We start from the raw sequence: 16453 nt of genomic DNA, 5'->3' as shown, positions 1-16453 counted from the left end.
TTCAGCTCGCGATCGAGCTGGTTGAGCGCATCATCCAAGCGCTGGCTGTTAGTAGACACCTACGTTTCCTCCACTGTGGTGGTTCACAACTTTCGACTCACCTATCTTAACCGCACCGTCCTACACCGTGGCGCGACGCCCCGCGCGTCAGTACGCTTGGGTGCCATGGCTACAACGAATTTTCAGAATGAACCCGTCGAAACCAACGCCGAGCTGCCCAAGGAAGGAGAGGCCCTGCCGGACTTCACCCTTGTCGGTACCGATCTGGCAGAGCTGACCAAGGCAGACTTCGCTGGCAAGCGCCTAGTCGTTTCATGCTTCCCTTCCGTAGACACTGGTGTGTGCGCGGCGCAGCTGCGCAAGTTCAACGAGGAGGCGGCTGGACTGGAGAACACTGTTGTTCTTTCCGTCTCCCGTGACCTGCCGTTCGCGCAGGAGCGTTTCTGTGCGGCCGAGGGCATTGAGAATGTCGTCAGCGCCTCTGACTTCCGCTCTGATTTCGCGGATAAGCTGGGCCTCGTGCTGGAGGGATCCCCGCTCAAGGGCCTGTTCGCCCGCGCCGTCATCGTCACCGACGAGAACCACAAGGTGACCTACACCGAGCTGGTTCCGGAAGTCACGACTGAGCCGGACTACGACGCAGCTTTGGCAGCCCTCAAGTAATGAGTGCTCCCGAAATCTACGGTTTCGCCGCCGGGCCCTATAAAACCAACACTTATGTGGTGGCTAACGGATCCCGGGCGTTCATCGTGGACCCAGGGATGCACACGCGCGAGAAGCTTGAGCAGCTCGCGCGTGAGAAGTCCTTGGAGTTTGAGGCCGTCGTGCTCACCCACGGTCACATTGACCACACACGAGATGCCGCCGAGTTCGAGCTACCGGTCTACATCCACCCGGATGACGCGTTCATGCTCGTGGATGGCTCCGGTGTGTCTCCCGAATCGCAGATGCTCTTTGCTGCCGCCTCTATGAAACAGGTGGCGGACCGCCGCGACTTGGTCGGCGGAGAAACGTTGAATCTGGTTGGCCTTGAGCTCAAGCTGCTCCATGCGCCAGGGCACTCGCCCGGATGCGTCATTCTCGTGGCCGAGGGGGTTGCCCTGACGGGCGACGTGCTGTTCAAGGGCTCCATCGGGCGCACCGACTTGCCGCACTCCGACCACGCCGCGATGCAGCGTTCCTTGCGCGGCCCGGTGTGGGGCCTCGATGACTCCCTTGCTATCTTGCCGGGACATGGCCCGACCACGACGATGCGCCGTGAACGTGCGACTAATCCGTTTCTGCGCGCAGCGGGGGATGTACTCTAAAGGGCGTGAGTGATAAGAAGCAGTTCAAAGCCCTGTCCGCGCCCAAAGGTGTGCCGGACTACGTCCCGCCGCAATCGGCCATCTTTGCCAAGGTGCGCGAGACCTTCGTGCACCAGGCACACCTGTCCGGCTTCCAACACATCGAACTCCCAATCTTCGAGGACACCTCGTTGTTCGCCCGCGGAGTGGGGGAGTCCACGGATGTCGTGTCCAAGGAAATGTACACCTTTGCCGATCGTGGCGATCGTTCCGTGACACTGCGCCCGGAAGGCACCGCTGGTGTCATGCGCGCGGTCATTGAACACAACCTCGACCGCGGCCAACTGCCGGTCAAGCTGAACTACTATGGTCCTTTCTTCCGCTACGAGCGCCCGCAGGCTGGCCGCTATCGCCAGCTGCAGCAGGTCGGCGTCGAGGCCATCGGAGTAGACGATCCGGCGCTGGATGCTGAAATTATTGCGCTGGCGGATCGCTCCTATCGCAGCTTGGGGCTAAGCGAGTTCCGCCTTGAGCTCACGAGCTTGGGAGACCATGAGTGTCGCCCCGCTTATCGTGAGAAACTGCAGGAGTTCCTGTTCAAGCTCGATTTGGATGAGGAAACCAAGGCCCGCGCCGAGCTCAATCCCCTGCGTGTGCTCGATGACAAGCGCACAGAAGTGCAGGAGCAGCTTGTCGACGCCCCCCTGATGCTCGACCACCTCAACGCCGAGTGCCGCGAGCATTTCGAGACGGTCACCGGCCTGCTCGATGACATGGGCGTGCCCTACACCATCAACCCGCGCATGGTTCGCGGCCTCGACTATTACACGAAGACCTGTTTCGAATTTGTCCACGATGGTCTAGGCGCGCAGTCTGGCATCGGTGGCGGCGGCCGCTATGACGGCCTCATGGCCCAGCTCGGCGGACAGGAGTTGTCCGGCATCGGCTATGGCCTCGGCGTGGACCGCACCATTCTGGCCCTCGAGGCCGAGGGCGTCGAGCTCGATGACGTCGACGAGCGTGTGGCCGTCTACGGCGTGGCCTTGGGTGCGGCGGCGAAGCAGAAGATGGTCAGCATCATTAATGACCTGCGCAAGGCCGGCATTTCTGCTGATATGTCTTTCGGTGACCGCGGCCTCAAGGGCGCAATGAAGGGCGCTGACCGCGCTAACGCGCGCTTCGCCCTCGTCCTCGGCGACCAGGAGCTAGAGGCCGGCACCGTGGCGCTCAAGGATCTGCGCGCGCACGAGCAGCACGACGTCCCCGTGGGGGACGTCGTCAAGCAGCTTCGTCAGCTGGTTTAGCACTCCACCTGGGAGACGGTGAAGCCCATCGTCTTCGCTAGACCACCGAGCGAGGTCTCCTTGTACTTGGAGAGCATGTCGCGCCCCGTGTCGGCCATCGTGCGCACCGCGTTATCGAGGGTAACGTGGTGCGTTCCCTCGCCCATGCGGGCTAGGCGTGCGGCGTTGATGGACTTGACGGCACCGATGGCGTTGCGCTCGATGCAGGGAATCTGCACGAGGCCCCCGACTGGGTCGCAGGTCAAGCCGAGGTTGTGCTCAAGCGCGATCTCGGCAGCATTCTCTACCTGCTCCGGAGTCGCCCCAAGCAGTTCGGCCATGCCGGCCGCCGCCATAGAGGAGGCGGAGCCTACCTCACCCTGGCAGCCCACCTCGGCGCCAGAAATGGAGGCATTGGACTTAATGATGATGCCAACGGCACCCGCGGTCAGCAGGTAGCGGCGGGCATCGGCGCGCGTAAAGTCCGCCATGAAGTCGCGGGCATAATGGAGCACTGCCGGGATGATGCCACAGGCGCCATTCGTCGGCGCCGTGATGACGCGGCCGCCGGCGGCATTCTGCTCGTTGACGGCGAGCGCGTAGAGGTTTACCCACTCCATTGCGGAAAAGCCACAGGACTCGTCGTCCTGCTTGGCCAACAACTGTTGGTACATCTGCGGCGCACGGCGGTTGACGCGGAGGCCACCAGGCAAGATTCCCTTGGTGGAAATTCCCTCCGTTACGCATTCGCGCATAATGTCCCAGACGAGGTCAAGGTGCTGGTAGACGTAATCGAGACCGCCCTCGGCGCGGTGAAGCACAGCCTCGTTCGCCGCAACGATCTCCCAAATCGCCATGTCATTGGCAGCGCAGAGGTGAAGCAGGTGCTCGCCCGACTGGAACTCATAGGGGACAACGTCCTCGGCGGTGGCTGCTGCGACGCCAGCGGGGACACCGCTTTCCGTCTGCAGCTGGGCATCAAACTCCTTGCGGGACAGGATAAATCCGCCACCGACGGAGAAATACTCCGCGTTCTCGGCGAGGATGGAGCCGTCTTCGTCCCAGGCAGTGAAAATGAGGCAGTTCGGGTGCTCGGGCACCGGCTCGTTGTTGAATTCGATGCTGTATTCCACCTCTCCTGCCGGGCCGCTGATGCTGCCCTCGGTGGGGATGAAGGCATCTGCGCGTGGCTCAGCATCGAGCGGAACGGAGAGCGGATCCCAACCGGCGAGGCCTAGAATGACGGCCCGGTCCGTAGCGTGTCCACGGCCGGTAGCGGACAAGGAGCCACGCAGTTCGATGTGGACTTTTGCCGGGTGTTGCTCAAGGGTCTCGAGGAAGGCCTTAGCAGCACGCATAGGGCCCACGGTGTGGGAGGAGGAGGGACCGATACCGATCGAGAAGATGTCGGTCACGCTAATTGTCATGGGGGCTAAACCTCCTTAGAAGCGTTAGATAAGTTACGCCTTACGATAGTACCGAGCGCCCCCAGTAGTTGTTTAGCCCGGTTGGCCGTCGTGGCGGGACAGGAGTTCGCGGAAGCCCCCTGAGCCCGAATCTGGTGCCTTCCCGGTAGAACCCTGGTGCGTGTTCTGTGGTTCGCCGAGAGAGCCGGCAAGGCCAGCTACGCGGTCGAGCGGGCGCACCATGAGGTCCGCCAACTCCCCAGCGGCGCGCTCGATGCGCTTTTCATTGCGCGCGCCCTCAGCGGTGCCAAAGTCTTCTGTGGCCTGGAAGATCCCGGTGGGGACCACTGTGGCATGCAGGTAATTGAGTAGTGGGCGCAGGGCATAATCCAACACTAGGGCGTGACGGCTGGAGCCGCCCGTGGCCGCGATGAGGGTAGGAAGCCCCTCCAAGGAATGCGGCTCCAAGGTGTCGAAGAACATCTTGAACAGGCCCGAGTAACTGCCCTGGAACACGGGACTGACCGCGATGAGGCCGTCGGCATCCAGCACCGCGGACTGCGCCGCGTTAAGACGGGGCGTGGGCGAAACCCAGTTCGTCATTGCTTCAGCTAGCTCGCTCGCGAGGTCCCGGAGCTCCACGACGGTGATGTCGGTGCCTTCGCCCCGCGCGGTGACGTGGGCGGAGGTGGCGGCCGAGAGGGCGTCGGCAAGCGCACGCGTCGAGGAGGGCGATGACAGTCCAGCCGTAACGAGTACGAGCGAGCGCAACTATTTCTCCTCTCCGGGGTTGACCAGCGCGTGCGGGGCATAAGTGCCGAGCGTGGCATGGGTGGGTGGGGCAGAAGGTACATGATCCGGGCGGCGTTCCTCAAAGCGGCGGCGCAACAGGTGGTAGTTCTCCACCGCCAGAGGGATACCTTCGCGGATATCCTTTCCAAACCACGGGTAAACCGGACCGGTGTTACCGCGGCCCAGCATGAGATCGATGCGCCCGTCAGCCAGGTGCTGGAGAAAAGCGTAGTCCTCTGCAAGCCGGACGGGGTCGTTGGTGGTGATTAGCGTGGTGGCAGTGGAGAGTTGCAGGTTCTTCGTCTGTGCTGCGATGTAGGCCAGATGAGTGGTGGGTGCGGACGGGACGAAGGGTGGGTTGTGGTGCTCGCCGGTGGCGAAGACATCGAGGCCCACCTCCTCTGCCTTGAGGGCGATCTCTGTCATAGCGCGGATGCGCTCAGCCTCGGTGGGGGTGCGACCGGTGGTGGGATCTTGCGTGACGTCACCGATGCTAAAGACTCCAAATTGCATGCCATACTCCTCTCTGTGACATGTCAACAAAGTGCAGTCGGGTAATTATTCCCACTCAAGGGCGTCGACCAAGACAGCGAGATCCGCTGGCGTTGCGATAGCGAGCGGGCGCTGCGAAGGCTTGCCGTGCTCGGTAAGGAGAACAGCACTAGGATGCGTGCCGTCCGCCGCGGGTTCGGTGAGGGCATCGATGACCTCTTGCGCACTGGCGGTGCGGGGGAGGAACTCGGCCCTGTCCTTCTTCTCTGCAAACTCTAGAACGGCGCTAATCGACGCCGCGTTGATCACGCCATCGTCTCCCAAGTCTGCTGCGACCCAGCGGGCGATGACATTGGTCGTGAGGAGGGCTCGGTAAGCGCCGGAATCATAAATCGGGATCTGCGAATAACCGGTCCTATTAATGAGCCGGAGGGCGTCCATGATCGGGGTATCGGGGCCAAGGGTGGTGACCTCACGGTCGGCGAGTAAGGACTGCGCTGTGGGCGGATCAGTAAGAAGCCGTTGGAGGTTTTCGAGCTGCGCCAGCACCTGTGGGTGCGGGGTAGCGATGGGTTCGCCGTTGAAATAGCGGCCGTGGGCGATGGCGTTGCGTAGATTACCAAAGTCCTTGAGCTGCTCTGCCTGTCGCTTGCTTAGCAGATGTTTGTCGTGTGCGCGGTCGACAATCCACCAGAAGGAATCGGAGTTCTTGGCCCCGACGGCCTGGCGGAGAAACTGCTCAATGTCGTTGAAGGCGGAAAAGAATCTGGCCAGGGAGTTATCGCTCATGGAGCCCCAGTGTACGGGGGCTCTGAAACCCGGTGGTTGCTGGAGGGCAGAGAAAACAAAGACGCCGCGAGTATCCCAAGGTGGCGGGAGACTCGCGGCGGCTGGGCGCGACGCCCTGTGCGTGTGCTGTGTTGAGACTAGAACACGACGCGCAGGATGGAGACCGTCAGGGCAGCGATGGCAGCGGCGGCTGGGAGGGTGATGACCCATGCGAGGGCGATGGGCTTCATTAGGTTCCAGTTAGCAGCGCGGTTGACGATACCAACGCCAAGGACAGCACCGATGAGGATGTGCGTCGAGGAAACCGGGAGGCCCAGGAGAGACGCTGCCATGACAACGGCAGCGGCAGCCAGCTCGGCGGCGAAACCGGAGGAGGGGTGCATCTGGGTCAGGCCGGAACCGACGGTCTGGATAACGAAGCGGCCGATGAACCAGAGGCCGGAAATGAGGGCAATGCCCATAGCTACCATGACCGGCAGCGGAACGGTGACTTCGTCAGAAATCTGGTTGGTCTTTAGGACATCGAAGACGGCGGCGAAGGGGCCGATGGCGTTAGCGATGTCATTGGAGCCGTGCGAGAACGCGAAGGCAGAAGCGGTGAAGACCTGCATCCACGAGAAAAGGAGGAAGGTCGAGCGGGACAGGGACTTCTTCTTCAGGGAGCGGGCGAAGATGAAGACTGCCATCCAGACCACTGCGCCGACCATGCCCATGACCAGGAGGTTCTCCAGGGTGGAGAAGTCAACGCCGGTATTCTTGAGGCCCTTGAAGAGCATCATCGCGGAGATGATGACAGCGCCCAATGCTGCCAGCAGCGGGACCCAGTTCTCCAGTGCGCGGTGCGCGTTAACGTCCTCGAGATCCTTGTTGAGGTTGTGCAAATCTCGGTAGTAGTCGGACTCGAGGGCCTCTGGGTCGTAATCATCTTCCGCGGTGAGGGCGGCATCACGGGCCATGGCATTGGTGTAGGAAATCTGCTGCAGCTCGTTCATGCGCTCGAAGCGGGTCTTGTGCTCCTTGCGCAGCTCAGCGCGGCGAACCTTGATGTCGCGCAGACGCTCGTCTGCTGCGTCGTTGTAGACGAGGATGGATGTCTTAATCCACTTGAAGAGAAGGTAGGCGGCAATACCACCAAGGACTGGCGAAAGCACCCAGGAGACTGCGATGGTGCCGATGCCGCCCCACTGCACCATATCCATTCCGCCCTTGCCGGTGATGAAACCAACGGTGAGGGCAGCGCCGACGATACCGCCGACGATGGAGTGGGTCGTGGACACAGGCCAGCCCATGCGGGTGGCCACCAGCAGCCAGATGGCCGCGCCGAGCAGCGAGGACATCATGATGTAGACGAACTCCATCGGGTCAAGCCCGTCAATGGCGTTAAGGTCCACAATGCCGGAGCGCACGGTGTCGGTCACCTCGCCGCCGGCGAGGATCGCGCCGGATACCTCAAAGACCGCCGCAACAGCGAGGGCCTGCTTCATAGAGAGGGTTCCCGCACCCACGGAGGTGCCGAAAGAGTTGGCGACGTCATTGCCGCCGATGTTGAAGGCCATGAAAAGGGCAAAGATGATCGCGGTAACAAGGACGATCTTGTTAGCGCCCTCTGCAACCTCTCCGTTGCCCCAAATGATGAAGAGGACAAGGGTAACAGCGGTGATGACGCCGAAGAACAAGTGCCAAATCCAGTCCTTGTTCTTACCATTCATCGTTTCGAGATCAGGCATCGTCGGCGTGGCGGTGCTCAAAACGTCGTTCCTTTCACGAAGAGAACGCTGCGCGATGAGGCGGTGCGAGCGGGTGCAGGCACGGGAATCCCAATGACACGACGAGTGGTGTGTTGTGCCTGCGGCAGTGCAGAGATGGCATCACGCACAGTTCTTTAATGTTTTCAAAGACAGAGCGGGTCCCACCACGGTCCGGCGGGAACCAAGCCATCGTAAAGCATCAAGATGGACTGCAGGTAAACAGGGTGTGGATTTGAATTTAAACTTCATTGAATGAAGCATATTCGGGGGTGGAGCGACCGCTTGTTGGTCGCACCGCAATGCTCATCGAGCCTATTAGGACTGGTAGACGCCTCGACCCAAAGTATCGCACTGCTCCATCTTGCCGGAATTATACCCGGCGAGGAAGGACTGTGCCCGGTCCTCGGAGGAGCCGTGCGTCCAGGTATCGGGGCGTACCTCGCCGCCAGAGCGGCGCTGGATGTTGTCATCGCCCACGGCGCGGGCAGTGTTGACGGCGTCGGTTACCTGCTGTTCGGTGATCGTTTCGAGCAAAGCGTCCTCGCCCTTGTCGGCGTAGTGCGCCCACAGTCCGGCATAGCAATCCGCCTGCAACTCAATCTTCACCGCGTTGGAGTCCTCACCGGGTTCGTTGTAATTGGACAAGCTGAGCGTGCCCTCTAGCTTCTGAATGTGGTGGCCAAATTCGTGGGCGACGATATACATCTGTGCCAGAGGTGCATTATCCCCACCGAAGTTGCGGAGCTGATCGAAGAATGCGGTGTCAAAATAAGCGGACTCATCGGCCGGGCAGTAGAACGGGCCCGTGGCGCCGGAGGCTTGGCCACAGCCGGACATGGTGGTGTTGTTGAAGATGACGCGGCCCGGCTCGACGTACTCGATGCCTGCCTGAGCCGGCAGCTGCTGGGCCCAGACCTTGTCGACGGACTGGGCGGCGAACATGACGCGGCAATCGTCGTACTTATTGCCGTCTTCGGCAGTTTGGCAGTGTGCGAAGGCATCCTCCCCGCTTTCCTCCGGACCCACCTGGGTTTGGTCGGTCTGAGGGCTGCTTTCGGTGATGGCGCCGGGATCGCCGCCGAGTAAGAGGTAGAGGCCAATGAGGAGGAGGGAGCCAATACCTCCGCCGGTAGCGATCATGCCGCCGCGGCCACCGCCGCCGGAGCTTGCTCGCTTGCCGTCAAAGTTGGCACCAGATTTGAAAGTCATGGTCCAGATTCTGCCATATGCAGGCGGTGATGTGCGTGTGATGAGGGGAGCTGCGTCAGGCGGGGGTACCAGCGCTCAACGTTCGGCGGTGCTCGGTGTTTACCCCAGAGCTGAGCAAGTCCGGTGCGGGCGGTAGACTTGGGCCGTTCAAGTTCTTGCATCCCTCGGCGCGTGCTGTCTACGCGTGGCGTGTGTGGGTGCGAGCGTCAACAATGAGAAGGGATTGAACGAGAGTGCTGCGTACACATTTGGCAGGCGAACTGCGCAAAGAGATGGCGGGGGAGACCGTCACCCTGACGGGTTGGGTGGCGCGCCGTCGCGACCATGGCGGTGTTATCTTCATTGACCTGCGTGATCGCTCCGGCGTTGCCCAGGTGGTTTTCCGTGAATCCGAGGTTGCTGAGCGCGCCCATGATCTGCGCTCCGAATACTGCGTTAAGGTCACCGGCGTGGTGGAGCCTCGTCCGGAGGGTTCTGCTAACGCGAACCTGGCCTCCGGTGAGATCGAGGTCAACGTTACGGATCTGGAAGTGCTCAACAAGTCTGCAGCGCTGCCGTTCCAGATCGATGATCCTTCTTCCTCCGGTGAGGTCGGCGAGGAGACCCGTCTGAAGTACCGATACCTCGATCTGCGTCGGGAGCGCCAGCATGAGGCTCTGCGCCTGCGCTCGGCAGCTAACCGCGCCGCTCGCCAGGTTCTGGATAGCCATGATTTCACTGAAATTGAAACCCCGACCCTGACCCGCTCCACCCCGGAGGGCGCTCGTGACTTCCTCGTGCCCGCCCGCCTCAAGCCGGGCAGCTGGTACGCACTCCCACAGTCCCCGCAGCTGTTTAAGCAGCTGCTCATGGTGGCCGGCATGGAGCGTTACTACCAGATCGCTCGCTGCTACCGCGATGAGGACTTCCGCGCGGACCGTCAGCCGGAGTTCACGCAGCTCGACGTCGAGATGTCCTTCGTTGATCAGGACGATGTGATCGCGCTTGCGGAAGAAATTATCTCCGCCCTGTGGAAGCTCATCGGCTACGAGATCAAGACGCCCATTCCGCGCATGACCTATGCCGACGCAATGAAGTACTACGGATCCGATAAGCCGGACCTGCGCTTCGATATTAAGATCGTCGAGTGCACCGAGTTCTTCAAGGACACTACTTTCCGCGTGTTCCAGAACGAGTACGTTGGTGCCGTCGTCATGGAAGGCGGAGCATCCCAGTCGCGCCGTCAGTTCGATGCGTGGCAGGAATGGGCGAAGCAGCGCGGTGCGAAGGGCCTGGCTTACATCACCATCGCTGAGGACGGCACCTTGGGCGGCCCGGTGGCCAAGAACATTACTGATGCCGAACGCGAGGGCATTGCCGAGCACGTCGGTGCCAAGCCGGGTGACGCCATCTTCTTCGCCGCCGGTGACACCAAGTCTTCCCGCGCTCTTCTGGGTGCAGCACGCGGTGAGATTGCAAAGAAGCTGGATCTCATCAAGGACGGCGACTGGGCCTTCACCTGGGTTGTGGACGCACCACTGTTCGAGCCTGCCGCTGACGCCACCGCCTCCGGTGACGTGGCTCTGGGCCACTCCAAGTGGACGGCAGTGCACCACGCCTTTACCTCGCCGAAGCCGGAGTATCTGGACAACTTCGACGAGAACCCGGGTGAGGCGCTGGCCTACGCCTACGACATCGTCTGCAACGGCAACGAGATCGGCGGCGGATCTATCCGTATCCACGACCAGGACGTGCAGAAGCGCGTCTTCGACGTTATGGGCATCGGTGAGGAAGAAGCACAGGAGAAGTTCGGCTTCCTCCTCGACGCTTTCCAGTTTGGCGCCCCGCCGCACGGTGGCATCGCGTTCGGTTGGGACCGCATTGTCTCCCTGCTGGGCGGTTTCGACTCCATTCGTGACGTCATCGCTTTCCCGAAGTCCGGTGGCGGCGTGGACCCGTTGACCGATGCTCCGGGCACCATCCCTGCCGAGCAGCGCAGGGAGACCGGCGTGGATTTTAAGCCGGAGAAGGCAGCCAAGGCCGCTCAGGGCGACAAGGTTGGGAAGGAGTCCTAGGTCGCTCAACTCGGTAATGTAGTTGGGCCTACGATATGTGGAAGCAGGCAAGCAAGTGAATCCGATGGGACACGAGTCCAAGAAAGAATCTGTGGCGGATGCCGTGGTGGCGGAAGCCTCACAGATGCTCTCGCGCCGCTTTGGCGGGGAGCCTGAGCTTAGTGACGTCGAGCAACTCACTGGTTCGGGCAACGCCGTGGTGCTTCGTGCCCGCACGTCACCGAGTGCCTTCTTCCCGCATCGTTCGGTGGTCATCAAATACAACCCAGTCACCGGGCACACCATTGATGACGCCGCCCTTCTGCGTGAGGTGGTGGCCTATCAGTTCACCACAGCGTTATCCGAAGAGGTTCGCCCAGGCCCAGTGCTGCTCGCACACGACGTCGAGAAGCGCATTCTGGTGCTGTCTGACGCCGGTGATGGCGATACCCTGGCGGATACTCTTGCCCGCAGCAATGACGAAGAACGCGGAGAGCTGCTCAGGTCCCTGGGCGGCGCGCTGGGCAAAATGCACGCGGGCACGGCTGGGCGCGAAGAGGATTACAAGGCCCTGCTGAACCGTCAGTTGCGCCGGCATCCCGAATACGCCGAGCACCAGGCCCTGCGCGATGAGTCCCTGAAAAGCTCCATTCTGATCGGTGCGGACATCCTCAGCGAAGCAGGACTGGAGCCACCAGAGCACGTCCGCGAATTGGCCCGCACCGCCATGCAGAGCTTTAGTTCTGGCCGCAACCGCGCTTTTACGCCCTTCGATCTATCCCCAGACAACATCATCGTGGGGACAACCCTGACCTTCCTGGATTATGAGTGGGCCGGTTTTCGCAACGTGGGCTTTGACGTGGCTTGTGTTGTCGCCGGCTTCCCACAGTTCCTCTTCAGTCGCCCGATTACGGACGCTGAGGCGGACGTTTTCATCCAAGCCTGGCAGCGTCGAGTCGTCGACGTGTGGCCGCAGTTAGCGGATGAGAAGACACTGCATGAGTTGATAGTCGCTTGCCTTATTGGTTGGGCTTTATCGAGCGTGACCACGATGTATGCCGGTGGGATTGAAGGGGTAGTGGCTCTGGCGGAGGGCAACGCCGAGATTTATCGTGACCCGCGTCGCTCGCTGCTGCGCCGCTCCGATCACGGCCCGTTCAGCGAGGATGAGCTCCTGATTCGGCGCGACCTTTATGAAACTTTCGAAGCGCTCTCACGCTTTGCCGCGCAGTGCAAGAACGATGGGTGCTCGACTGTTGCCGCTTTCGGCCACGCTGTGGCCTCCCGTCTCCGGGAGCCCTGATGGGACAGGAGTCACTCTTCGGCGACGACCAATCAGCGCCAAGCCTGCCGGGTGGCCCCGATATTTTTGCGACTCATTCGGGGTCACCGCTGGCCGCACGCATGCGGCCGCAAAGCCTCGACGAAGTAGTGGGGCAAAAGCACCTTCTGGAACCCGGGACTCCGCTGCGCCGCCTCGTCGAGGGCTCCGGCGAGGCCTCCGTCATCCTGTACGGCCCGCCGGGCACAGGAAAGACGACCCTGGCCTCGTTGATCGCGTCCTCTCTGGGGGATAACTTCATCGGCCTGTCCGCCCTGGACTCCGGCGTCAAGCAGGTACGGGAAGTCATCACGCATGCACGCCGCGAGCTGATTGAGGGCCGCCGTACCGTGCTGTTTATCGATGAGGTGCACCGCTTTTCCAAAACCCAGCAGGACGCGTTGCTTGCTGCGGTGGAAAACCGGACGGTGCTGCTCGTGGCAGCCACGACCGAGAACCCATCTTTCTCCGTGGTGGCGCCCCTGCTCTCGCGTTCGCTGCTGCTTCATTTGGAGCCGCTTGACGACGCCTCCCTGCGCACTCTCGCCGAGCGAGCGCTGACGAGTGAGCGCGGATTAGCTGGGCGAATCACCGCAACGGAAGACGCTCTGGACCAACTGGTGTTGCTGGCCGGGGGAGATGCGCGGCGAACGCTGACCTACCTCGAGGCTGCGGCCGAGGCGGTACCGGATGGCGGCGAGCTGACCGTTGACATCCTTAAAGACAACGTCAACCGCGCCGTGGTGCGCTATGACCGTGACGGCGATCAGCACTATGACGTAGTCTCCGCGTTCATCAAGTCCATCCGTGGTTCCGACGTCGACGCTGCGTTGCACTACCTCGCCCGGATGATTGAGGCCGGCGAGGATCCACGTTTCATCGCGCGCCGGCTCATCGTGCACGCCTCAGAGGACATTGGGATGGCCGACCCCACCGCGCTCCCCACTGCCGTGGCCGCCGCGGAGGCCGCTGCGCTGATCGGCCTGCCCGAGGCGCGCATCCCGCTGGCACAGGCCACGATCCACCTGGCTACGGCGCCGAAGTCGAATTCCGTTATTAATGCCATCAATGCTGCCCAAGCCGATGTCCGGGCCGGTAAGAGCGGACACGTCCCGCCGCACTTGCGCGACGGGCACTACGAGGGCGCTAAGCGCCTAGGTAACGCCGTCGGTTACCAGTACCCGCATGATGATCCACGCGGTGTTCTAACCCAGCAGTATCTGCCTGAGACGCTGGCCGGTGCCGAGTATTATCAGCCCACCGACCACGGAGCGGAGAAGCGTGTGCGCGAGTACCTGGGAAGGTTGCGGGACATCATCCGGGGGCGGCGTCGCTAAGCACAGCACCGGACGGGTAAAGTTGAGCGCTGACTAGAAACTACTCAACAGTGAAGGACTTTTGCTCGTGAAGACTCATGAGATCCGGGAACGCTTTACCCAGCACTTCGTCAAGGCCGGTCACGAGGCCGTGCCCAGCGCGTCGCTGATCCTGGATGACCCGAACCTGCTCTTCGTCAACGCCGGCATGGTTCCCTTCAAGCCCTACTTCCTGGGCCAGCAGAACCCGCCTTTTGCTAACGGTACGGCGACCTCCATCCAGAAGTGCGTGCGCACCTTGGATATCGAGGAAGTAGGCATTACCACCCGTCACAACACCTTCTTCCAGATGGCAGGCAATTTCTCCTTTGGCCAGTACTTCAAGGAGGGGGCCATCACCCACGCCTGGAACCTGCTGACGAACTCGGTAGAGGAGGGCGGCTTGGGGCTAGACCCCGAGCGTTTGTGGGTCACGGTCTACCTCGATGACGATGAGGCAGCCGATATCTGGCACAACAAGATCGGTGTTCCCCGCGAGCGTATCCAGCGCCTCGGCATGGAGGATAATTACTGGTCCATGGGTATTCCTGGCCCGTGCGGACCGTGCTCCGAGATTTACTATGACCGTGGTCCGGAATATGGTCAGGACGGTGGCCCCGTCGCGGACGATAATCGCTACATGGAGATCTGGAACCTGGTCTTCATGCAGAACGAGCGCGGCGAGGGCATCGGCAAGGGCAACTTTGAAATCATTGGTGAGCTGCCCAAGAAGAACATCGATACCGGCATGGGCATCGAGCGCGTGGCCTGCATCCTGCAGGGCGTGGACAACGTCTACGAGACGGACCTGCTGCGCCCGGTCATTGATGTTGCTGAAGAGCTCACCGGGGCGAAATACACGCCCGATGCACCGAAGGAAGATTTGATCCGCTTCCGTGTGGTGGCGGACCACTCGCGCACCGGCATGATGCTCATCCTGGATGGCGTTACTCCCGGCAACGAGGGCCGTGGCTACATCCTGCGCCGACTGCTGCGCCGCATCATCCGCTCCGCCAAGCTGCTGGGTGCGAAGGGTGAGACCATGGAGCGCTTCATGAACACCATCATGGACACCATGACTCCGTCCTACCCGGAGATTGCGGAGAACCGTGAGCGCATCCTGCGCGTCGCCGTGGCGGAGGAGAAGGCTTTCCTCAAGACCTTGGAGTCGGGCACCAAGCTTTTCGACGAAGCTGTCGACGAGCTAAAGAGCACCTCCCGCGCGGCCACCCCGAAGGTGCTATCCGGTGAGAAGGCTTTTGAACTGCACGATACCTATGGTTTCCCCATCGACTTGACGTTGGAGATGGCCCAAGAAGCTGGCCTTAGCGTGGACATGGAGGGCTTCGATGCCGCCATGGGTGAGCAGCGCCGCCGCGCCAAGGCTGATAACCAGGCTAAGAAGCATGGTCATGCCGATCTGTCTCTGTACCGTGACTGGGTGGATAACCACCCGACTCTGTTCACGGGCTACGAGACCTTGGAGTCCGAGGCCAAGGTACTCGGCCTCGTCCGCGATGGCGAGAAGGTCTCCGAGGTCCAGGCAGGGGACACGGTCGAGGTTATCTTGGACCAGTCGCCGCTCTATGCCGAAGCTGGCGGCCAGACCGCCGATCGAGGCCGCATTACCGCGGGTGAGACCCTCCTTGAGGTCAATGACGTGCAGAAGATCGGCAAGAAGCTGTGGGTCCACAAAGCTACGGTGACCGCTGGTGGCCTTGAACTGGGCAGCGGTGTTACCGCTGAGGTGGATGAGCAGTGGCGCCACGGTGCCGTGCAGGCGCACTCCGCCACGCACCTCATTCACGCCGCGCTGCGCCAGGTGCTGGGGCCGACCGCTGTCCAGGCTGGCTCCTTGAACCGACCGGGTTACCTGCGCTTTGACTTCAACTACACCGACCAGCTCACGCAGGAGCAGCTCGATGAGATCGCTTTGGTTACCAACCAGGCGGTGGACCAGCACTTCCCGGTCAATACCATCGAGACTTCCTTGGAGAAGGCCAAGGAGATGGGTGCGATGGCCCTCTTTGGTGAGAACTACGGTTCCGAGGTTCGCGTTGTGGAGATGGGTGGCCCCTTCTCCATCGAGCTTTGCGGTGGTACTCACGTCAGCAATACCGCTGAGATTGGGCCGGTTTCGGTCCTCGGCGAATCCTCCGTGGGTTCCGGCGCGCGCCGCATCGAGGCCTATTCAGGCTTGGATGCATTCCGCTACTACTCGAAGGAGACCGCCCTCGTCGAGGGTGTCTCCCGCGAGCTCAAGGTCCAGACCGAGGACCTGCCGGAGCGCATCGCGCAGCTGACGGAGAAGCTCAAGGCCGCTGAGAAGCAGATTGCGGAGCTGCACAAGGCTCAGCTCATGTCGCAGACCGCGGAGATGGTTTCTGGTGCGACCACCGTCAATGATTTCACGATCGTGGCTGTCAAGCTCCCTAAGGGCGTGAACGGCGGTGACCTGCGCACGCTGGCCGCTGATATCAAGAACCGCCTCGGAGATGTCGCCGGTGTGATTGTCTTGGCATCGGAGAACGAGGGCGGCAAGTTGCCGTTCATCGTGGGTGCTACGAAGGCCGCCATCGAGCGCGGTGTCAAGGCTGGTGACTTGGTTAAGCTGGTTTCCGGCTACGTTGATGGCAAGGGCGGCGGTAAGCCCGATATGGCTCAAGGCTCCGGCGCAAACGCCGAAGGTCTGCAGGCTGCCTTCGACGCCGTCCGTAATGAGCTCGAAGCCCACTAATG

General features: G+C 61.6%; 12 protein-coding genes and 1 pseudogene. 7 read left to right on the top strand and 6 right to left on the bottom strand.

Features of this window, described 5'->3' with window-relative positions:
* Nucleotides 1–165: 165 nt before the first annotated feature.
* From tpx to hisS, 3 genes are read left to right on the top strand one after another with little or no spacing between them, the layout of a single operon-like run.
* Nucleotides 166–663, top strand: coding sequence for a thiol peroxidase (gene tpx, locus RDN59_RS05640; RefSeq protein ID WP_308606990.1), 498 nt, complete (start codon nt 166–168; stop codon nt 661–663).
* Nucleotides 663–1307, top strand: coding sequence for an MBL fold metallo-hydrolase (locus RDN59_RS05635; RefSeq protein ID WP_308606989.1), 645 nt, complete (start codon nt 663–665; stop codon nt 1305–1307). Before tpx ends, RDN59_RS05635 begins: the two co-directional genes overlap by 1 nt.
* Before the next feature lie 5 nt (nt 1308–1312).
* Nucleotides 1313–2590: a histidine--tRNA ligase gene (hisS, locus tag RDN59_RS05630; RefSeq protein ID WP_308606988.1), complete on the top strand. Its 1278-nt coding sequence runs from the start codon at nt 1313–1315 to the stop codon at nt 2588–2590.
* Here hisS and RDN59_RS05625 read toward each other — a convergent pair.
* The 6 genes and pseudogenes from RDN59_RS05625 to RDN59_RS05600 all read right to left on the bottom strand — a co-directional run bounded on the left by RDN59_RS05625 (nt 2587) and on the right by RDN59_RS05600 (nt 9005).
* Nucleotides 2587–3996, bottom strand: a complete 1410-nt coding sequence (locus RDN59_RS05625) for an L-serine ammonia-lyase (RefSeq protein WP_308606987.1) — start codon at nt 3994–3996, stop codon at nt 2587–2589. The genes hisS and RDN59_RS05625 overlap by 4 nt on opposite strands.
* A gap of 72 nt (nt 3997–4068) precedes the next feature.
* Nucleotides 4069–4746 carry an FMN reductase gene (locus RDN59_RS05620; protein WP_308606986.1) on the bottom strand — a complete coding sequence of 226 codons (678 nt, stop codon included), beginning with the start codon at nt 4744–4746 and terminating at the stop codon, nt 4069–4071.
* A gap of 93 nt (nt 4747–4839) precedes the next feature.
* Nucleotides 4840–5280 (bottom strand): annotated as a pseudogene (locus RDN59_RS05615) (LLM class flavin-dependent oxidoreductase); the annotation flags it as partial.
* A gap of 45 nt (nt 5281–5325) precedes the next feature.
* Complete coding sequence (locus tag RDN59_RS05610; protein ID WP_308606985.1) at nt 5326–6048, bottom strand: CBS domain-containing protein; 723 nt, start codon at nt 6046–6048, stop codon at nt 5326–5328.
* 137 nt (nt 6049–6185) lie between these two features.
* Entirely contained in the window at nt 6186–7775 is a 1590-nt protein-coding gene (locus RDN59_RS05605; RefSeq protein ID WP_308606993.1) for an anion permease, read from the bottom strand.
* 336 nt (nt 7776–8111) lie between these two features.
* Nucleotides 8112–9005 carry a neutral zinc metallopeptidase gene (locus RDN59_RS05600; RefSeq protein ID WP_308606984.1) on the bottom strand — a complete coding sequence of 298 codons (894 nt, stop codon included), beginning with the start codon at nt 9003–9005 and terminating at the stop codon, nt 8112–8114.
* A gap of 233 nt (nt 9006–9238) precedes the next feature.
* Here RDN59_RS05600 and aspS point away from each other — a divergent pair, with 233 nt between their 5' ends.
* The 4 genes from aspS to alaS all read left to right on the top strand — a co-directional run bounded on the left by aspS (nt 9239) and on the right by alaS (nt 16451).
* On the top strand, nt 9239–11059 hold the full coding sequence (gene aspS / locus RDN59_RS05595) for an aspartate--tRNA ligase (protein WP_308606983.1): 1821 nt from the start codon (nt 9239–9241) through the stop codon (nt 11057–11059).
* Between the two features lie 64 nt (nt 11060–11123).
* Nucleotides 11124–12341, top strand: a complete 1218-nt coding sequence (locus RDN59_RS05590) for a phosphotransferase (protein ID WP_308606992.1) — start codon at nt 11124–11126, stop codon at nt 12339–12341.
* The gene (locus RDN59_RS05585; protein WP_308606982.1) at nt 12341–13696 is read left to right on the top strand and encodes a replication-associated recombination protein A; all 1356 of its coding nucleotides are present in this window, start codon (nt 12341–12343) and stop codon (nt 13694–13696) included. The genes RDN59_RS05590 and RDN59_RS05585 overlap by 1 nt, the downstream gene beginning before the upstream one ends.
* A 67-nt stretch (nt 13697–13763) precedes the next feature.
* Nucleotides 13764–16451 (top strand): alanine--tRNA ligase, encoded by a 2688-nt coding sequence (alaS, locus tag RDN59_RS05580; RefSeq protein WP_308606981.1) that lies wholly within the window; start codon nt 13764–13766, stop codon nt 16449–16451.
* The last annotated feature ends 2 nt before the right edge of the window (nt 16452–16453 follow it).

This window comes from uncultured Corynebacterium sp., from assembly GCF_902489365.1.
Classification (GTDB): Bacteria; Actinomycetota; Actinomycetes; order Mycobacteriales; family Mycobacteriaceae; genus Corynebacterium.
The sequence above is the reverse complement of the archived record's forward strand: the minus strand, read 5'-3'. Positions and strand labels throughout refer to the sequence as shown.

What these genes read in the sequence shown, in the direction of transcription:
- tpx (WP_308606990.1), top strand. Translation starts at nt 166, where the DNA reads ATGGCTACAACGAATTTTCAGAATGAACCCGTCGAAACCAACGCCGAG.
- RDN59_RS05635 (WP_308606989.1), top strand. Translation starts at nt 663, where the DNA reads ATGAGTGCTCCCGAAATCTACGGTTTCGCCGCCGGGCCCTATAAAACC.
- RDN59_RS05625 (WP_308606987.1), bottom strand. Translation starts at nt 3,996, where the DNA reads ATGACAATTAGCGTGACCGACATCTTCTCGATCGGTATCGGTCCCTCC.
- RDN59_RS05610 (WP_308606985.1), bottom strand. Translation starts at nt 6,048, where the DNA reads ATGAGCGATAACTCCCTGGCCAGATTCTTTTCCGCCTTCAACGACATT.
- RDN59_RS05605 (WP_308606993.1), bottom strand. Translation starts at nt 7,775, where the DNA reads ATGCCTGATCTCGAAACGATGAATGGTAAGAACAAGGACTGGATTTGG.
- RDN59_RS05600 (WP_308606984.1), bottom strand. Translation starts at nt 9,005, where the DNA reads ATGACTTTCAAATCTGGTGCCAACTTTGACGGCAAGCGAGCAAGCTCC.
- RDN59_RS05590 (WP_308606992.1), top strand. Translation starts at nt 11,124, where the DNA reads ATGGGACACGAGTCCAAGAAAGAATCTGTGGCGGATGCCGTGGTGGCG.
- RDN59_RS05585 (WP_308606982.1), top strand. Translation starts at nt 12,341, where the DNA reads ATGGGACAGGAGTCACTCTTCGGCGACGACCAATCAGCGCCAAGCCTG.